The sequence below is a fragment of the Stenotrophomonas sp. TWI377 genome (genome assembly GCF_039674525.1).
Taxonomy (GTDB): Bacteria; Pseudomonadota; Gammaproteobacteria; order Xanthomonadales; family Xanthomonadaceae; genus Stenotrophomonas.
The window spans coordinates 47430-62038 of sequence record NZ_JBDJNT010000008.1; the positions used below are offsets into that span (position 1 = coordinate 47430).

9 protein-coding genes are annotated in these 14609 nt (G+C 67.8%); 6 read left to right on the forward strand and 3 right to left on the reverse strand.

The features are described from left to right. Positions 1-13: 13 nt before the first annotated feature. Entirely contained in the window at positions 14-2986 is a 2973-nt protein-coding gene (locus ABE546_RS08870; RefSeq protein ID WP_313219383.1) for a TonB-dependent receptor, read from the reverse strand. A 138-nt stretch (positions 2987-3124) separates the two neighbouring features. Then, entirely contained in the window at positions 3125-6484 is a 3360-nt protein-coding gene (locus ABE546_RS08875) for a TIM-barrel domain-containing protein (RefSeq protein WP_346463356.1), read from the reverse strand. Between the two features lie 333 nt (positions 6485-6817). On the opposite strand from ABE546_RS08875, the gene ABE546_RS08880 reads away from it, so the two are divergent. From ABE546_RS08880 to ABE546_RS08905, 6 genes are read left to right on the forward strand one after another with little or no spacing between them, the layout of a single operon-like run. After that, positions 6818-7975 carry an SIS domain-containing protein gene (locus tag ABE546_RS08880; protein WP_346463358.1) on the forward strand — a complete coding sequence of 386 codons (1158 nt, stop codon included), beginning with the start codon at positions 6818-6820 and terminating at the stop codon, positions 7973-7975. 6 nt (positions 7976-7981) lie between these two features. Further along, a complete protein-coding gene (locus ABE546_RS08885) occupies positions 7982-8908 on the forward strand; it encodes an ROK family protein (protein ID WP_313209336.1) in 927 nt (308 codons plus the stop codon). A 23-nt stretch (positions 8909-8931) separates the two neighbouring features. Next, positions 8932-10260, forward strand: coding sequence for a D-tagatose-bisphosphate aldolase, class II, non-catalytic subunit (locus ABE546_RS08890; protein WP_346463360.1), 1329 nt, complete (start codon positions 8932-8934; stop codon positions 10258-10260). Between the two features lie 34 nt (positions 10261-10294). Then, positions 10295-11071 (forward strand): DeoR family transcriptional regulator, encoded by a 777-nt coding sequence (locus ABE546_RS08895; protein WP_123729905.1) that lies wholly within the window; start codon positions 10295-10297, stop codon positions 11069-11071. Further along, entirely contained in the window at positions 11068-12183 is a 1116-nt protein-coding gene (gene nagA / locus ABE546_RS08900) for an N-acetylglucosamine-6-phosphate deacetylase (protein ID WP_346463362.1), read from the forward strand. Before ABE546_RS08895 ends, nagA begins: the two co-directional genes overlap by 4 nt. Positions 12184-12236: 53 nt before the next feature. Further along, positions 12237-14042, forward strand: coding sequence for an MFS transporter (locus ABE546_RS08905; RefSeq protein ID WP_346463364.1), 1806 nt, complete (start codon positions 12237-12239; stop codon positions 14040-14042). A 23-nt stretch (positions 14043-14065) separates the two neighbouring features. Here the strand turns inward: ABE546_RS08905 and ABE546_RS08910 are convergent, their stop codons facing one another. Beyond that, positions 14066-14566: a hypothetical protein gene (locus ABE546_RS08910; protein WP_346463366.1), complete on the reverse strand. Its 501-nt coding sequence runs from the start codon at positions 14564-14566 to the stop codon at positions 14066-14068. Between the last annotated feature and the right edge of the window lie 43 nt (positions 14567-14609).

Below are 14609 nucleotides of genomic sequence, written 5' to 3' on the forward strand. Positions count from 1 at the left end.
CGCGAGGGGAGCATCAGAACTTGTAGCCGACGGTCAGACTGTAGCCGCGACCGAAGATGGTGGCGTAGTCGCTGGAATCGCCGAGGAAGCTGTTCGGGTCATAGAACGGCAGGCGGTCGAAGAGGTTCTTGATGGTGAAACCGACGTTCCAGTGGGCATCCGGGCGCCAGGCCACGCTCAGGTTGGCGGTCCACCACGACGGGGCGCCATCGCACTTGCTCTGCTCCACCGGCAGGTAGCCGGCGGTGCAGGTCTGCGGGTTGTTGTCTTCCTCGTCGATCTGCTGCAGCGCCCACTTGGTGCCGCCCACGTAATTGACGAAGACGCTGGTGGTGACCTGCTTGTAGCTCCAGTCCGCGTTCAACGTGGCGCGCAGGCGCGGGTTGTTGTAATAGCCGACCAGGTCGCCGTAGTACCAGCCGCTTTCATCATCCAGGTAAGAACGGTTGCGGTTGGCGATGGTGGCGGCCACGCCGATGTTGAGGTTGCCCCACTCGCCCAGCGAGAAGCGGCTGCGGGCGTCGATGTCGAAGCCGTCGATCAGGGTCTTGCCACGGTTCTTGTACTGGCCCACCACGCTGGCCACGTTGCCCACGCTGTAGCCGGGCAGCGTGCCGGGACAGGCGACGCCGCTGGCCGGGTCGGCGCACATCGCCGCCAGCGCGGCCAGGTTGGCGCGGTCGCTTTCGGTGATCGGCGAACGGGTGGAAGAGATGATGTCCTCGTCGCGGGTGAAATCCGGGGCAACGATTTCATTGCTGCGGTAGATGAACCAGTAATCGGCCGACACCGAGAGCCACTGCGTCGGCTCGTAGACAAAGCCGAGGGTGGTGATTTTGGCCTTCTCCGGCTTCAGGTCCGGGTTCGGCTGGGTCATGCGCGCCACGGTGCGGCTGCAGTCGGTATTGAGCAGGGACTTGCCCAGGTCCACGTCACCGCCGCGCTGCGACCGCAACAGCAGGTTGGCGATCGCGTTGGTCTCGTTGCAGCGCACTTCATCGCGGTAGCCCCCCAACTGGGCGAACACGCCGCCGTTGCCGGACTCGGCCAGGCTGGGCGCGCGGAAGCCGGTGGAGTAGGTGCCGCGCAGCATCAGCTGATCGAACATCTGGTACTTCAGGCCGATCTTCGGGGCCAGGTTGGCGCTGAAGTCCGGGTACTTGTCCACGCGCAGTGCGGCGTCCAGTTCCAGCTTCTCGGTGAGCGGCGCCACTGTCTCGGCGAACAGCGCATAGGTGTTGCGCTTGCCGTCGAACCACGAGCCGCCCTGCTGGGTGATCAGGCCGTTTGCCGCATCCGGGTTGCCCGGGGTGTAGAAGGTTTCGCGGCTGGCGTTGAAGCCGAAGGCTGCACGCACTTCACCGGCCGGCATCTGGAACAGCGGACCTTCGATCTTGCCATCCAGCGTATGCAGGCGCGTCCAGGACTGGATGTCGAAGGTCGGGAATGCTTCGCGGATCAGCGCGGCGTTGGCCTCGCTGATCTCGCCGAACTTGTAGGCCGGGTGGTCGGAGATGATGACGCGGCCGGTACCCGGATCGACGGAGTACGGGCCGAAGGCCTTTTCGAAGCCGGCCAGATTCACGTTGGTGGTCTGGTAGGTGACCGAGTGGCTGCCGGCGGTGGCGAAGGCGGTTTCCCAGTTCCAGTCGCCGACATCACCGCGCATTCCGGCCACCACCCGATAGCTCTGATCGGTGTTGCGCTGGCCGAAGTGGTTGGCGCCCACGTCCTGCAACAGGTACTGCAGGCCGACCACGCCGCCCATCAGTGCCTTCAGTTCGGGCGAGGCGTTGTTGTATTCGTTGTTCGGGCCCAGGTACGGATACAGGAACTGGTTGACCGTGGTGCCGGTATTGCGCGAGAACCAGCTGGTCGGGTTGCCGGTGGTGGTGCCGTAGGCACGCGGCGTACCGCCGTTGGCGGTCAGGTCGATGTCGGTGTACGTGGCTTCGGCGAAGGCTTCGGTGCTGTCGCCGATCAGGAAGTGGGCGTTGACGTAGGCGGTGTTGCGCTCGGACTTGGCGCCGGCGTCGATCTCGTTGTTCATCCACGTCTCCCAGATACAGCGCGGGCCGGCCGCTTCGCTGGTGAGTACGTTGTTGCAGCCCGGGGCGGCTTCCTGCACGCGGCGGCCGGTGACCGGATCGAAGGCGAAGTAGCTGCCCGGGTTGAACTCGCCCGGCTTGCTGCCGGTCCCCAGACGCAGGTTGGGCAGGTAGTTCGGGTTGTTGACGTAGTACTGGTCGGGCCGCTTGTCGTAGAAGTCGCTCAGCGGAATCGCATCGCGCCGGTACAGGTTCACCGAGGCGTAGACGTTGTAGCGGTCTTCATCCAGGTCGCCGAAGCCGGCGGTGATGCTGCCCTGGTGTTCGCCGTAGGAGCTGATCCGCGAGGATTTGTCAGTGGTGAGATTGATCTCCGCGCCCTGGTAGGAGCGCTTGGTGATCACGTTGATCACACCGGCCACCGCATCGGTGCCGTACACGGCCGAGGCACCGTCGGTCAGCACTTCCATGCGTTCGATCGCTGCAGCGGGGATTGCATCGATGTTGACGAACTGGGTCTGGAAGCCGGCCGGCGCGCCGTAGTAGGACAGGCGACGGCCATTGAGCAGCACCAGCGTACCCTGTGCGCCGAGGCCGCGCAGGTTGGCCTGCGAGGCACCATCCGAACCGGTGAACAGCGAGCGCGCATCCTGCTGACCCGGACGTGCCGCCGGCAGATTGTCGAGCACCTGCAGCAGGGTGCGCGCACCCATGTTCTCGATGTCCTGCTTGCTGATCACCTGCACCGGCGAGGCGGTTTCCACATCACTGCGGCGGATGTTGGAGCCGGTCACCTCGATGCGCGACAGCTCGGTGGCCTTGGTATCGGGCGTTGCGTCCTGGGCGCTGGCACTGCCGACCACCGCGACGGCCAGGCCGAGTGCGATGGACAAGGGGGTGGCGGTGATGCGGCGATGGCGATGGCGTTCGGTCAACATCTTTGGCTCCTTGTTCGATCCGCAGCGTGGGGCTGGCGGTGGATGGGTGTTTTCGGGCAAACGTCCCCCGTGCCGCGGCCAGACGGCCGCAGACGGGAAACGGGAGAGAGCTGTTTTTCTGAAAGCGTGTTTCTTCGGTTACGGCGACACGATGCTGGCGGTATCGCCCTCCTGTCCGATCAGGGCGGCATTGGCCCAGTTGCCACAGACCTGCGCGGGTCGATCGCCCTGCGCCCCGAGCGTGCGCAGGCTCAGCCGCTGCAGGCCGCGCACGTCCAGCTCCGGTTTGACCACGCCGGGTGCGTTGACCAGGCCGCTGTCGTACAGCAGCCGACCGTCACCCCACACCTGGAACTGCATGCCGCCCGCGGTGCGGCACTGATCATCGATGCCCAGGTCGGCGCGCAGCAGGCGCCAGCTGCCCGTGAGTTCCAGATCGATCCGGCTGCTGGCATTGACGCCCAGGCCGCGGCGGAAATGCAGACCGTTCATGCGCATCTCGGCCTGCCCACCCAACGCGTGGTCGGCAGCGACGCTGGCCTTCAACGGGGTCGGCATGGGCAGCGCGGAGAGATACAGCTGCTGCGCCGGGCCTTCCGGCTGCGGATGCTCCAGCACGTGGAACGTGGACAGCACGATCGGGCCGACATCGCGCGGCTGCAGCGCATCCACCGCACGCGCCACGCTGCCCTGCGCCGCGGTCACCATCGGGTCGGCAGCGCTGGCACCGTCGCCTTCCGGGTTCTGCGTGCTCAGCACGCGGAAGCGCAGCAGGCGGCCGGCATGGGCGGGGAAGTCGATCTGCTGCATGCCCTGCTGCAGGGTCAGGCGACCGCGCTTGATCGGTTCGCCCCACTCGCCGTTGCTGTCGGCCATGTAGATCTCGTAGTCGCGGATCTGGCCGTTCTTCCAGTGCGGGTCGTTGCGCGGCGCCAGTTCGATGCCGTCGATCAGCTTGCGTTCGCCGAAGCCGAGCACCCACTCATGCGCACCGGTCTTGACCGCCTGGTTGCGCACGGTGCGGAACCACGTGGCCGGATCATCGTCGAAGGCTTTCTCCATCTCATAGCCCTGCTCCTCGGCCGGCCGGTTGACCACCAGCAGGCTGTCAGAGGGCAGCGCGCGGCCCAGTTCCGGTGCGGCCGGGAAGGCATCGTCGGCCGGTGCGGCGGCGATCGGCAGATCCAGCTGCAGCGTGAGTGCCTGGCGGATGTCGGTCGGCGCGGTGCGCACGTGCAGGGTGCCGCGGCGCTCTGCCGCATCGAAGTACCAGCCCTCGCCCGCACCTTGCCACGCTGCCTGGTCGGCCAGCATCGGCAGCGCGCGTCCGCCCAGCGTCACCGTGGCCGGGCGCTGGCGGCTGAGCACGCGCAGCGCATAGCGGCGCTGCGGCAGCTGGCCCGCGTACTGGCCCTGCACCGGATCGATGCGCACCTGCACCGGGCCCGTGCCCTGCGCCGGGGCCTGCACCGTGATCGCCTGCGTGCTCGATTCGCCTTTCTCATAGCCGCGGGTGGCGCCATCATCTTCGTACAGCGTGTACTGCGAGGTGCCTTGCGGGTACAGATCGAAGGTCACTTCATCCAGCGGCTTCTCACCGTCGTAGAGCATCGCCGGGTACATCGGGATGATGGCGCCGGCGCGCACGAACACCGGGATCGTGGCCAGATCGACCGGACGATCCAGCGAGCGCCCCTCGGCGCCGGCCTGCAGCTGGCGGCCATCCCAGTAGTCGATCCAGCGGCCCTGCGGCAGGTGGATGTCGCGGCGCCAGCCACGGCTCGCGGCCTGGCTGCGGTACACCGGTGCGATCAACAGCTCGCGGCCGAGCAGGAACTGGTACTTGTGCGCTTCGGTGTAGGCCTGCGGGTCCTGGGGGTAGTCCCACATCAGCGCGCGCAGCAGCGGTGCACCGCTGGTCGCTGCATCGTGTGCCAGCCCGTACATGTACGGGGTCATGCGCATCTTCAGCTTGAGGTAGTCGCGGTTGACGCTGCGGTAGGGCTCATCGAACCACCACGGGTGCTTGCGCGCATTGCCCGACCAGCCGGACATGCCCATCAGCACAGGGGTGAAGCTCTTCCACTGCAGGTCGCGGGTGAAGGTCTCGGCGCTGCCGCCAAAGATCGCGTCCACGTCGCCACTGGCGTAGGCCATGCCGGACAGGCCCGAGCCGATCAGGGTCGGAATGTGCCAGCGGATGTAATCCCAGCTGCTGCTCTGGTCGCCGGTCCAGGCCACCGCATAGCGCTGGATGCCGCCCCAGCCCATCACCGTCCACAGGAACGGGCGCGAATCTGAGTTGTCCATGATGCCGTTGAACGCGGACTGGTTGGCATCCATCGCGAACTGGTAGCCCTTGCCGGTCCAGGCCACGTCCAGCTTCTGCACGCGGCTGCCGGCGGTGCCCACTTCCCAGGCGATCTTGTCGACGCCGTTCTCGGTCCACAGGCCGGTCTTGAAGCCGTACTTCGCCAGCCCCTGCACGGTCTCGGGCAGCTTTTTGTAGCCGCAGCCGTAACCATCGTTGGGAAGGATCCAGCCCCCCGGCATGTCGTGCTCGCGGTACTGCCTGGCCACGCTGTCGACCACGTCGGGCGTGGTGCCGGTCGGGCCGTCGCTCCAGCCGTCGGGCACGCTGCCCGGCTTCTTGATGTTGTTGCCATCGTTGTAGCAGTCGGCGTCGCCATAGGAGAACGCCCAGCGCGGCAGCAGGCCGGCGCGGCCGGTCAGCGTGGTGTAACGGTCCAGCAGCGTATGCAGGCTCGGCCCGACGAAGTAGTACGCATCGAAGCGGTCCTCGCGGTGCAGCAGCGTGGCCTGGTCGGCCTGGCGCAGATCGTAGGTGCCGTCGCTCCACGTGTTGCGCAGCATGCCCCAGCCCCGCGAGCTCAGCAGCATCGGCGCCGGGTTGGGACGATCGCCTTCTTCCCAGCCACCGGAGTACGAGACCTCCAGTTCGCGGCCCTTGAACTCGAAGCGCCCGTTCTGCTGGCCACCACCGTAGAAGTGCTCATCGCTTTCGCTGGAGAGCACCTGCACGCTCTGGTCCTTGTCCAGGTCCAGCGGCTGCAGTTCGCGCCACAGCGCGACGTCGCGGTCGCCCTCGCGGCGGACCAGCGACAGGCGCAATGGTTGGCGCTGGATGTGCAGGACCAACGCATCGGTGCGGATGCGCACCTCGTTGGCATCCTCTTCCAGTTGGACGGCGACCTTCGCGGGCGGCTGCGGCAGCACGATCGGGGCGGCCTTGTCGCCGGCACCGGTCAGCGTGCCGTTACGGCCGGCGCGCACGCGCAGGACGTCATCGCGCAGCAGGTCCACGCGCAGCGTGGCGCCGGTATCCGTGCTGAGTGTCCAGCCGGCGGTGCCGTCTTTGGCGGGGGCGGCGGTGATCGCACGGAGGTTGCCCACCGGCTCAGCGTGGGCGGTGGCAGCCAGAGCCACTGCGGTGAGCAGTGTGATCGTCAGACCAGTGCGTCGAAACCGGAAGTCCACCTTGCCCCCAAGCCCGCGGTCAGCGGGAAACTGAAACCAGTGCGGCCGACTCTAGGGCACGGTCTCGAAAGATGTCAACAAATTGCAAAGAAAAAGAAAGGATATTTTGGTATAAACGAAAGATTCGGCAACGCCGCGCTTTCCAAACCCCACCTGAATACGCATTTTTGGAGTGCTGAAACTGTGGTGCAACGCGGCATTCGCGCGCATCTCCCGCCGGTCAACCCCGAATGAAAGACGAAAACTGTGACCCACAGACCTTTTCTTTATCTTTCGATATTTGACATTTCGAAAGAAAACGCAGAAGGTGCGGTCGCCCAACAGGAATTGCGAATGGACGCTTCTCTGCTCCCTGATTTGCCCACGTGGCAGCGCCTCGGTGGCGCCTATACCGCCGAAGAAATCGCCCAGCAGCCCCGCTTGTGGGCCGCGCTGGCGAGCCTGCTGGACGCTGCGCAGGTACGCATCAATGGCTTCCTCGGGGAGGCCCTGCGCGATCCCGACCAGTTGGTGATCTTCACCGGCGCCGGCAGCTCGGGCTTCATTGCCGAGATGGTGGCCGACCAGATCAATGCGCAGTGGCCGGCGGAGGTGCGCGCTGTGCATACCACCAGCCTGCTGACCCATCCGGCGCTGTACCTGCGCCGCGAGCGCCCGACCCTGCTGGTGTCGTTCGGGCGCAGCGGCTCCAGCCCGGAGAGCGTGGCCGCGGTGGATCTGGTCCGCGACCAGGTCGAGCACGCGCGCTTCGTCGATATCACCTGCAATGCCGAAGGCGAACTCGCCAAACGTGGCCACGGCCGCAGCGATACGCTGTCGCTGCTGATGCCGCCGGCCAGCTGTGATCGCGCCTTCGCCATGACCAGCAGCCTGAGCTGCATGCTGCTGGCCGCGCTGAGTGCGTTCGACAGCGCCCCGTGGGCAGCGCGCCTGGAGCGTCTTCGCACGTTGGCCAGCCATGGCGAGCGTGCGCTGGATGCCTGGGATGCCGCGGTGGCGGCCTTGGCCCAAGCGCCGTATTCGCGCGTCATCTATCTCGGCAGCGGTCCTCTGGAAGCCGTCGCCCGCGAAGCCGCGCTGAAGGTGCTCGAACTCACCGCCGGCCGCGTGCTGGCACTGGCCAATACACCGCTGGGGTTCCGCCATGGGCCCAAGTCCACCCTCAACGGTGAAACGCTGGTGGTGATGCTGCGCAGCGCGCAGCCGCTGGCCCGCCGCTACGAGCAGGACCTGTTGCACGAACTGCGCCGCGACGGCATCGCCGGGCGGGTGCTGTCGATCGGGCCGGACGACGCGGACCGCGCCGACGGCGACTTCGTCCTGGCCGCACCTGCACTGCCCGATCCGTGGCTGGCCCCGCTGTGGCTGCTGGTGCCGCAGTGCTATGCGCTGCAGCGTTCGGCCGCGCTCGGCATGACCCCGGACAATCCCTTCCCCGACGGCACGGTCAACCGTGTGGTGCAGGGCGTGACCATCCACCCCCGCGGCTGAGCACGCATGCAGACCTGGTATGGCATCGACATTGGCGGCACCAAGATCGAACTGGTCGCGTGCGACGCCACGCTGAGGGTGCACCACCGCCAACGCGTGGCGACGCCGACCCGCGACTACGCCGCGTTCCTGCAGGCGATCGTCGATCTGGTCGCCGCGGCGGATGCCGCGCTCGGCCAGCGCGGCCTGGGGGTCGGCATCGGCCTGCCCGGCGTGCGCGATCGCGTCAGCGGCCGCCAGCTCAGTGCCAACGTGCCCAGCCTGACCGGTCAGACCGTCGGTACGGACCTGCAGGCACGCCTGCAGCGCCCGCTGGAGCTCGGCAATGACCTGCAGTGTTTTGCCTTGTCCGAGGCCCATGACGGCGCCGCCGCCGGCTACCCCAGCATGTTCGGGGCGATCCTCGGCACAGGGGCCGGCGGTGGCTTCTGCGTCGGCGGCCGGCTGATCGCCGGTCACAATGGCATCGCCGGCGAGTGGGGCCACTGGAGCCTGCCCGCCACGCTGCAGCAGCGCCACGACCTGCCCGTGCTGGACTGTGGTTGCGGCCTGCGCGGCTGCCTGGAGCGTTACGTGTCCGGCAGCGGCCTAGCGATGATCCATGAACGCCGTGGTGGCCACGCGCTGGATGCCGCCGAGGTGGTCGCACGGGCCCAGGCCGGCGATGCGGTCGCGCAGCAGGCGCTGGCCATCCACCGCGACCTGCTCGGCTACAGCTTCGCCAGCCTGATCCTCGCGCTGGACCCGCACGTGATCGTGCTCGGCGGTGGCCTGTCCAAGCTGGAACAGCTCTACCGCGACCTGCCTGCCGCGATCGCGCCCTACCTGTTTGCCGGTGTGCGGGTCCCCCCGATCCTGCCGCCCACCTTCGGCGATGCCGGCGGTGCGCGGGGCGCGGCACTGCTCGCGCGCCAGCACTCCCCCTCCCCCTGAACACTGTTGTTACTGGAGTTGCCATGTCCGCCGTCCAATCGTTGATCGCCGCCCATCGCCAGGGCCACCCCGTCGGGCTGTACAGCGTCTGCTGCAGCAACGCGCAGGTGCTGCTGGCGGCGATGCAGGTCGCGCAGCGTTACGACACCCTGCTGCTGATCGAGGCGACCTCCAACCAGGTCGATCAGTTCGGCGGCTATACCGGCATGACCCCGCCGCAGTACCGCGACTACGTGCTGCAGCTGGCACGCGATGCCGGTTTCCCGGCCGAGCGGCTGGTGCTCGGTGGCGACCACCTCGGTCCGAACGCCTGGCAGAAGGGCCCGGCACAAGCTGCAATGGCAAACGCGCGCGAACTGATCGCCGCCTACGTCGCCGCCGGTTTCCACAAGATCCACCTGGACTGCAGCATGTCCTGCGCCGACGACCCGACCCCGTTGCCGGACGCCATCGTCGCCGCGCGCTCGGCCGAACTGGCGCGCATCGCCGAGCGCACGGCCGCCGAGCACGGGCTGCCACCACCGGTCTACGTGATCGGCACCGAGGTACCGATTCCCGGCGGTGAAGCCTCGCTGGCCGGCGGCCTGCAGGTGACCACGCCGGCGGCCGCAGCGACCACCCTGGCGATCCACCGTGAGGCGTTCTCCGCCCCCGACCTACTGCCGGCCTGGGAGCGCGTGATCGCGATGGTCGTCCAGCCCGGCGTGGATTTCGACCACAGCAGCGTGCACTACTACGATCCGGCCGCCGCCACCGCGCTGTCTGCCTTTGTCGAGCAACAGCCGGGCATCGTGTTCGAAGCGCACTCCACCGATTACCAGACCGAAGCCGGCCTGCACGCGCTGGTCCGCGATCACTTCGCGATCCTGAAAGTCGGCCCGGCGGCGACCTATGCCTTCCGCGAGGCGGTGTTCGCGCTGGCGATGATCGAGCGCGAACTGCTGCCCGCCGCGCAATGCTCGCATCTGATCGAGGTGCTGGACCGCTGCATGGTCGACGCACCGGGCAGCTGGCGCAGCTACTACCAGGGCGACGAGCACGGACTGCGCCTGCTGCGCGCGTACTCGCTCAGCGATCGCAGCCGCTATTACTGGGGCGAGCCAGCGGTACAGGCTGCGCTGGACACGCTGGTTGCCAATCTCACCGCGCACGCGCCGCCGCAGATGCTGCTCAGCCAGTTCATGCCCGAACAGCTCAAGGCGATCGAGGCCGGTGAGCTGCGGCCGGCGCCGTTGGCGCTGATCCGGCACAAGGTGGCGCTGCGCCTGGCCGAGTATGCCCGGGCCTGCAATCGCAACTGCTCAGGGGCGGATAACGAAACCCGACAGGCCAAGGAGCTTTCGGAACGGTAAGCTTCGGCTTTCCCTTTCGAACGGAATCGCCCCCATGCGAAACACCCGGCAGCGCCGCCAACAGATCCTCCAGACCCTGGTCGAGCACGGCAACGTGCAGGTCAGCGAGCTGGTGGCGCGCTTTGCGGTCTCGGCGGTCACCATCCGCGCCGACCTGACCCACATCGAGTCGCAGGGGCTCGCCACGCGCACCCATGGGGGTGCGACGCTGGTGCGCACGCCGCCACAGGAACAGGACATCCACGAGAAGGATGCCTTGAACCTGCCGATGAAGGACCGGATCGGTATCGAGGCGGCCAAGCTGGTCAAGGCCGGCGACAACATCATCATCGACTCCGGCTCGACCACGATGACCCTGGCGCGGCACCTGCGCGGGCATCGCGACGTCACGGTCATGACCAACGGGCTCAACATCGCCTGGGAGCTGGCCAATGCGCCCGGCGTGGAGCTGCTGCTCACCGGCGGGTTGCTGCGCAAGCAGTCGCTCTCGCTGCATGGCAGCCAGGCCGAGGCGAGCCTCAACACCTACAGCTTCGACACCCTGTTCCTGGGCGTGGATGGCCTGGACCTGCAGTTCGGCCTCACCACCCACCATGAGGCCGAAGCCAGCCTCAACCACCGCATGGTCGAGCGCGCGCGCCGCATCGTGGTGCTGACCGACGCCTCCAAGTTTGGCCGGGTCAGCCTGCACCGCATCGCGCGGCTGGACCAGGTCCATACCATCATCACCGACGGCAGCATCGAGCCCGAGTACCTGGAAGGGCTGCAGCGGCTGGGCGTCGAAGTGATCATCGCCGAGTCCCCGCCTTGACCGAGTCCCGCTCCCTGCACGGCCGCCTGCTCACCGACACCGGTTGGGTCCGCGGCGATATCCATTTCGACCAGCGCATCACCGCCATCGATACGGTGCACGCCGATCCGCGCGGCGACAATGAGGTGCCGCTGATCCTGCCCGGCTTCATCGACCTGCATGTGCATGGCGGTGCCGGGGTGGACATCATGCAGGGCGGCACGACCGCGCAGACGGTGGCCCGCGCGCACGCCCGGCACGGCACCACCGCGCTGCTGGGCACCACCATGACCGCGCAGGAAGACGACATCACGCGCGCGCTTGAAGGCCTGTCCACCGCGATCGCCACGCGCGCACCCGGCATGGCCCGCGTACTCGGTGTGCATCTGGAAGGCCCCTTCATCAGTGCGCAGCGCCTGGGCGCGCAGCCACCGCTGGTGGTGGAGGCCACCCTGGCCGACGTGCAGCGCCTGCATGCGATCGCCCCGATCAAGGTACTCACTCTCGCCCCGGAAATCGGCCAGCACCTCGCGCTGATTCCCGCGCTCAGTGCGCTCGGCATTCGCGTGCAGCTCGGCCACAGCGCCGGCAGCTACGAAGACGGCGTCGCCGCATTGAACGCCGGTGCGGCCGGCTTCACGCATCTGTTCAACGGCATGACCGGCGTGGACCACTACCAACCCGGCATCGCCACCGCCGCGCTCGCGCACGCGCAGTACGCCGAACTCATTCCCGATCTGCAGCACGTGCATCCCGGCGCGATCCGCACCGCCCTGCGCGCGATCCCGCGTCTGTACTGCGTCACCGATGCGACCGCAGCGACCGGCATGCCCGATGGCGAGTACGCGCTCGGCGTACAGCGTGTGCACAAATGCCTGGGGTGCGTACGGCTGTCGAGCGGCTCGCTGGCCGGCAGTGCGCTGACCATGGACCAGGCGCTGCGCAACCTGGTCTCGCTCGGTCTGGACATCGCCGATGCCTCCCACCGGCTGTCGCGCTACCCGGCCGACTACCTCGGCATCGACGACCGCGGCCGCATCGCGACCGGCGCCTGGGCGGACCTGGTGGTGCTCGACCACGACCTGCGCGTGCGCGGCGTGGTGGTGGAAGGCGACGACATCGCGCTCGACTGAGCGTGGACTCCCGCGCCGCCATGGCGCACGCACTTGCAGACAGGACCGGCACGATGAACGACGTTTCCGCAGCCATGCCCGTGCACGCCGGCGCCTCCGCGCCGCGCTGGCCGGTACGCTATCTGTTGTTCATCGGCGGCATGGGGGGGCTGCTCTACGGCATCGACATCGGCATCATCGCCGGCGCCCTGCCCTATCTGGAGGCCACCGCCACCGCGAGCTGGCACCTGACCAGCCAGCAGCTGGGTTTCGTGGTGGCCGCGGTGCTGCTGGGCAGTGTGCTGTCTTCGCTGTTTGCCGGGATGGTCGCCGACCTGATCGGCCGCCGTGGCGCGATGCTGCTGGCCGGCGTGCTGTTCACCGCCAGCATTCCGGTGATGGCCCTGTCCGATGGCTATGGCGCGCTGTTGATGGGACGCCTGCTGCAGGGCATCAGTGGCGGGCTGATCGGCGTGGTGGTGCCGCTGTATCTGGCCGAAGTGCTCAGCCCGGAACGACGCGGGCGCGGCGCGGCGATGTTCCAGCTGCTGCTGACCATCGGCCTGGTGCTGGCTGCGGTGATCGGGCTGTACCACGCGCATGCCGTGGATGCCGCGACCGCCGCGGTGCGCCATCTGCCCGGTGCGGAGCAGCAGCGCCTGCTGTTCGACGTCAAGGACCATGCCTGGCGCACCATTTTCTGGAGCTGCCTGCTGCCCGGCCTGGTGTTCACCGGCGGCGTGCTGCTGATCAGTGAATCCCCGCGCTGGCTGGTGCGCCGTGGCCGCATCGAGACAGCGCGCCACGCCCTGCAGCGTACCGTCGCCGCGAGCGACGTGGAGCCGACCCTGCAGCGCATGCAGGCGCCGGAGGAGCTCCAGATCGGCCGCAACGGCAAGCGCGACCCGCTGCTCAGCCGCCGCTACGTGTGGCCGTTCGTGCTGGCCTGCCTGGTGCTGGCCTTCACCCAGGCCACCGGCATCAACTCGGTGCTGGCCTACGCGGTCAACATCCTCAACCAGGCCGGCCTGCCCGGCTCTGTGGCCAACGGCGCCGATGTGGCGATCAAGCTGCTCAACGCGGTGATGACCGTGGTCGCACTGGTGCTGGTCGACCGCAAGGGCCGCAAGTTCCTGCTGATGCTGGGCAGTGGTGGCATCACGCTGTCGCTGCTGGCGGCTGCGTTGTTGTTCGTGCAGAGCGAGCGCGGGCGGCTGGATGTGCAGGCCGCGCTGCAGCAGCAGGTGAGCGGCACCACCCTGTTGCTGCCGCTGGATGCCGCGCACTGGCAGCGGCTGGAGGGCAACGCCGGCGGCGCGCCGCAGCAGCTGACCGTGTCGTATGCCTACGGTGGCTTCAGCAACGTGCGCTCACTGCGCAGCGACAACCCGATCGACGCCACGCTGCAGATCCGTCGCGAAGACGCGGTGTCGGCCGACAGCGTGATCGGCCGCTTCTTCCGCACGCTGCATCTCAATCCTTTCCCGGATCCCGCCCAGGCCGCCAACGCGCCGCTGGTGATCGAACGTGCGGTGATCGGCCCGGTGCCCTCGCCCACCCACGGCTGGCTGGTCGCCGGCTGCATTCTGCTGTTCGTCGCGTTCTTCGCGGTGGGCCCGGGCGTGTGCGTGTGGCTGGCGCTGTCCGAGCTGATGCCGACCCGCATCCGCTCCAACGGCATGAGCATCGCACTGCTGATCAACCAGTTCGTCTCCACCGTGATCGCCGCGATCTTCCTGCCCACGGTCGGCCATCACGGTTACGCCAGCATGTTCTTCTTCTGGGCCGGCTGCACGTTGCTGTATTTCCTGATCGCCGCGTTCTGGCTGCCGGAAACCAAGGGCAAATCGCTGGAGCAGATCGAAGCGAATTTCCGCTGAGGCCGTCAACAGCGGCGAGGCACTCAAGGCGCCTTGCCGGTGACCTCGGTATAAAGACGGTGGGCGTCGGCGGTGCTGTCCAGCCCGGTCACCTGCATGGACTGCGCGAAGGGGCCGGCGATGACGGCGACATTGAGGACCTGATCGCCGACGGTAAATGCCACACGCTTGGCGACGCGCGCTTCGGTCGCGGCGAGGATGCGCGGTGCCGCGGCCTCCGTGAAACGCAGGATCAGGGTCCCGTGTCCGGTAGACCCGTCGCTGCCCACGGCCACCGTGGCGATGTCGGCCGTGGTGATGAAGGCCGGCTCGATCAAGGACAGCGCGTTGCCGTCGCGGTCCTTGAGCGTGGTGACGCCGGGGTGGCGGGCATCCTCGGCCACCTCACGCATCTGGATGCGTGCGTTCGCCAGCGGTGCGACGCCCGCCGGCGTCTCGGACGCGGCGGGTGCGGGCGGCGCCTGGGTGCAGGCGCTGAGGCCGGCCCCCAGCGCCATCGTTACGATCAACAGACTGCTGCGCATGCGTGTCTCTCCATCAGGACGGGCACGAGTATCGCCGCTGCGC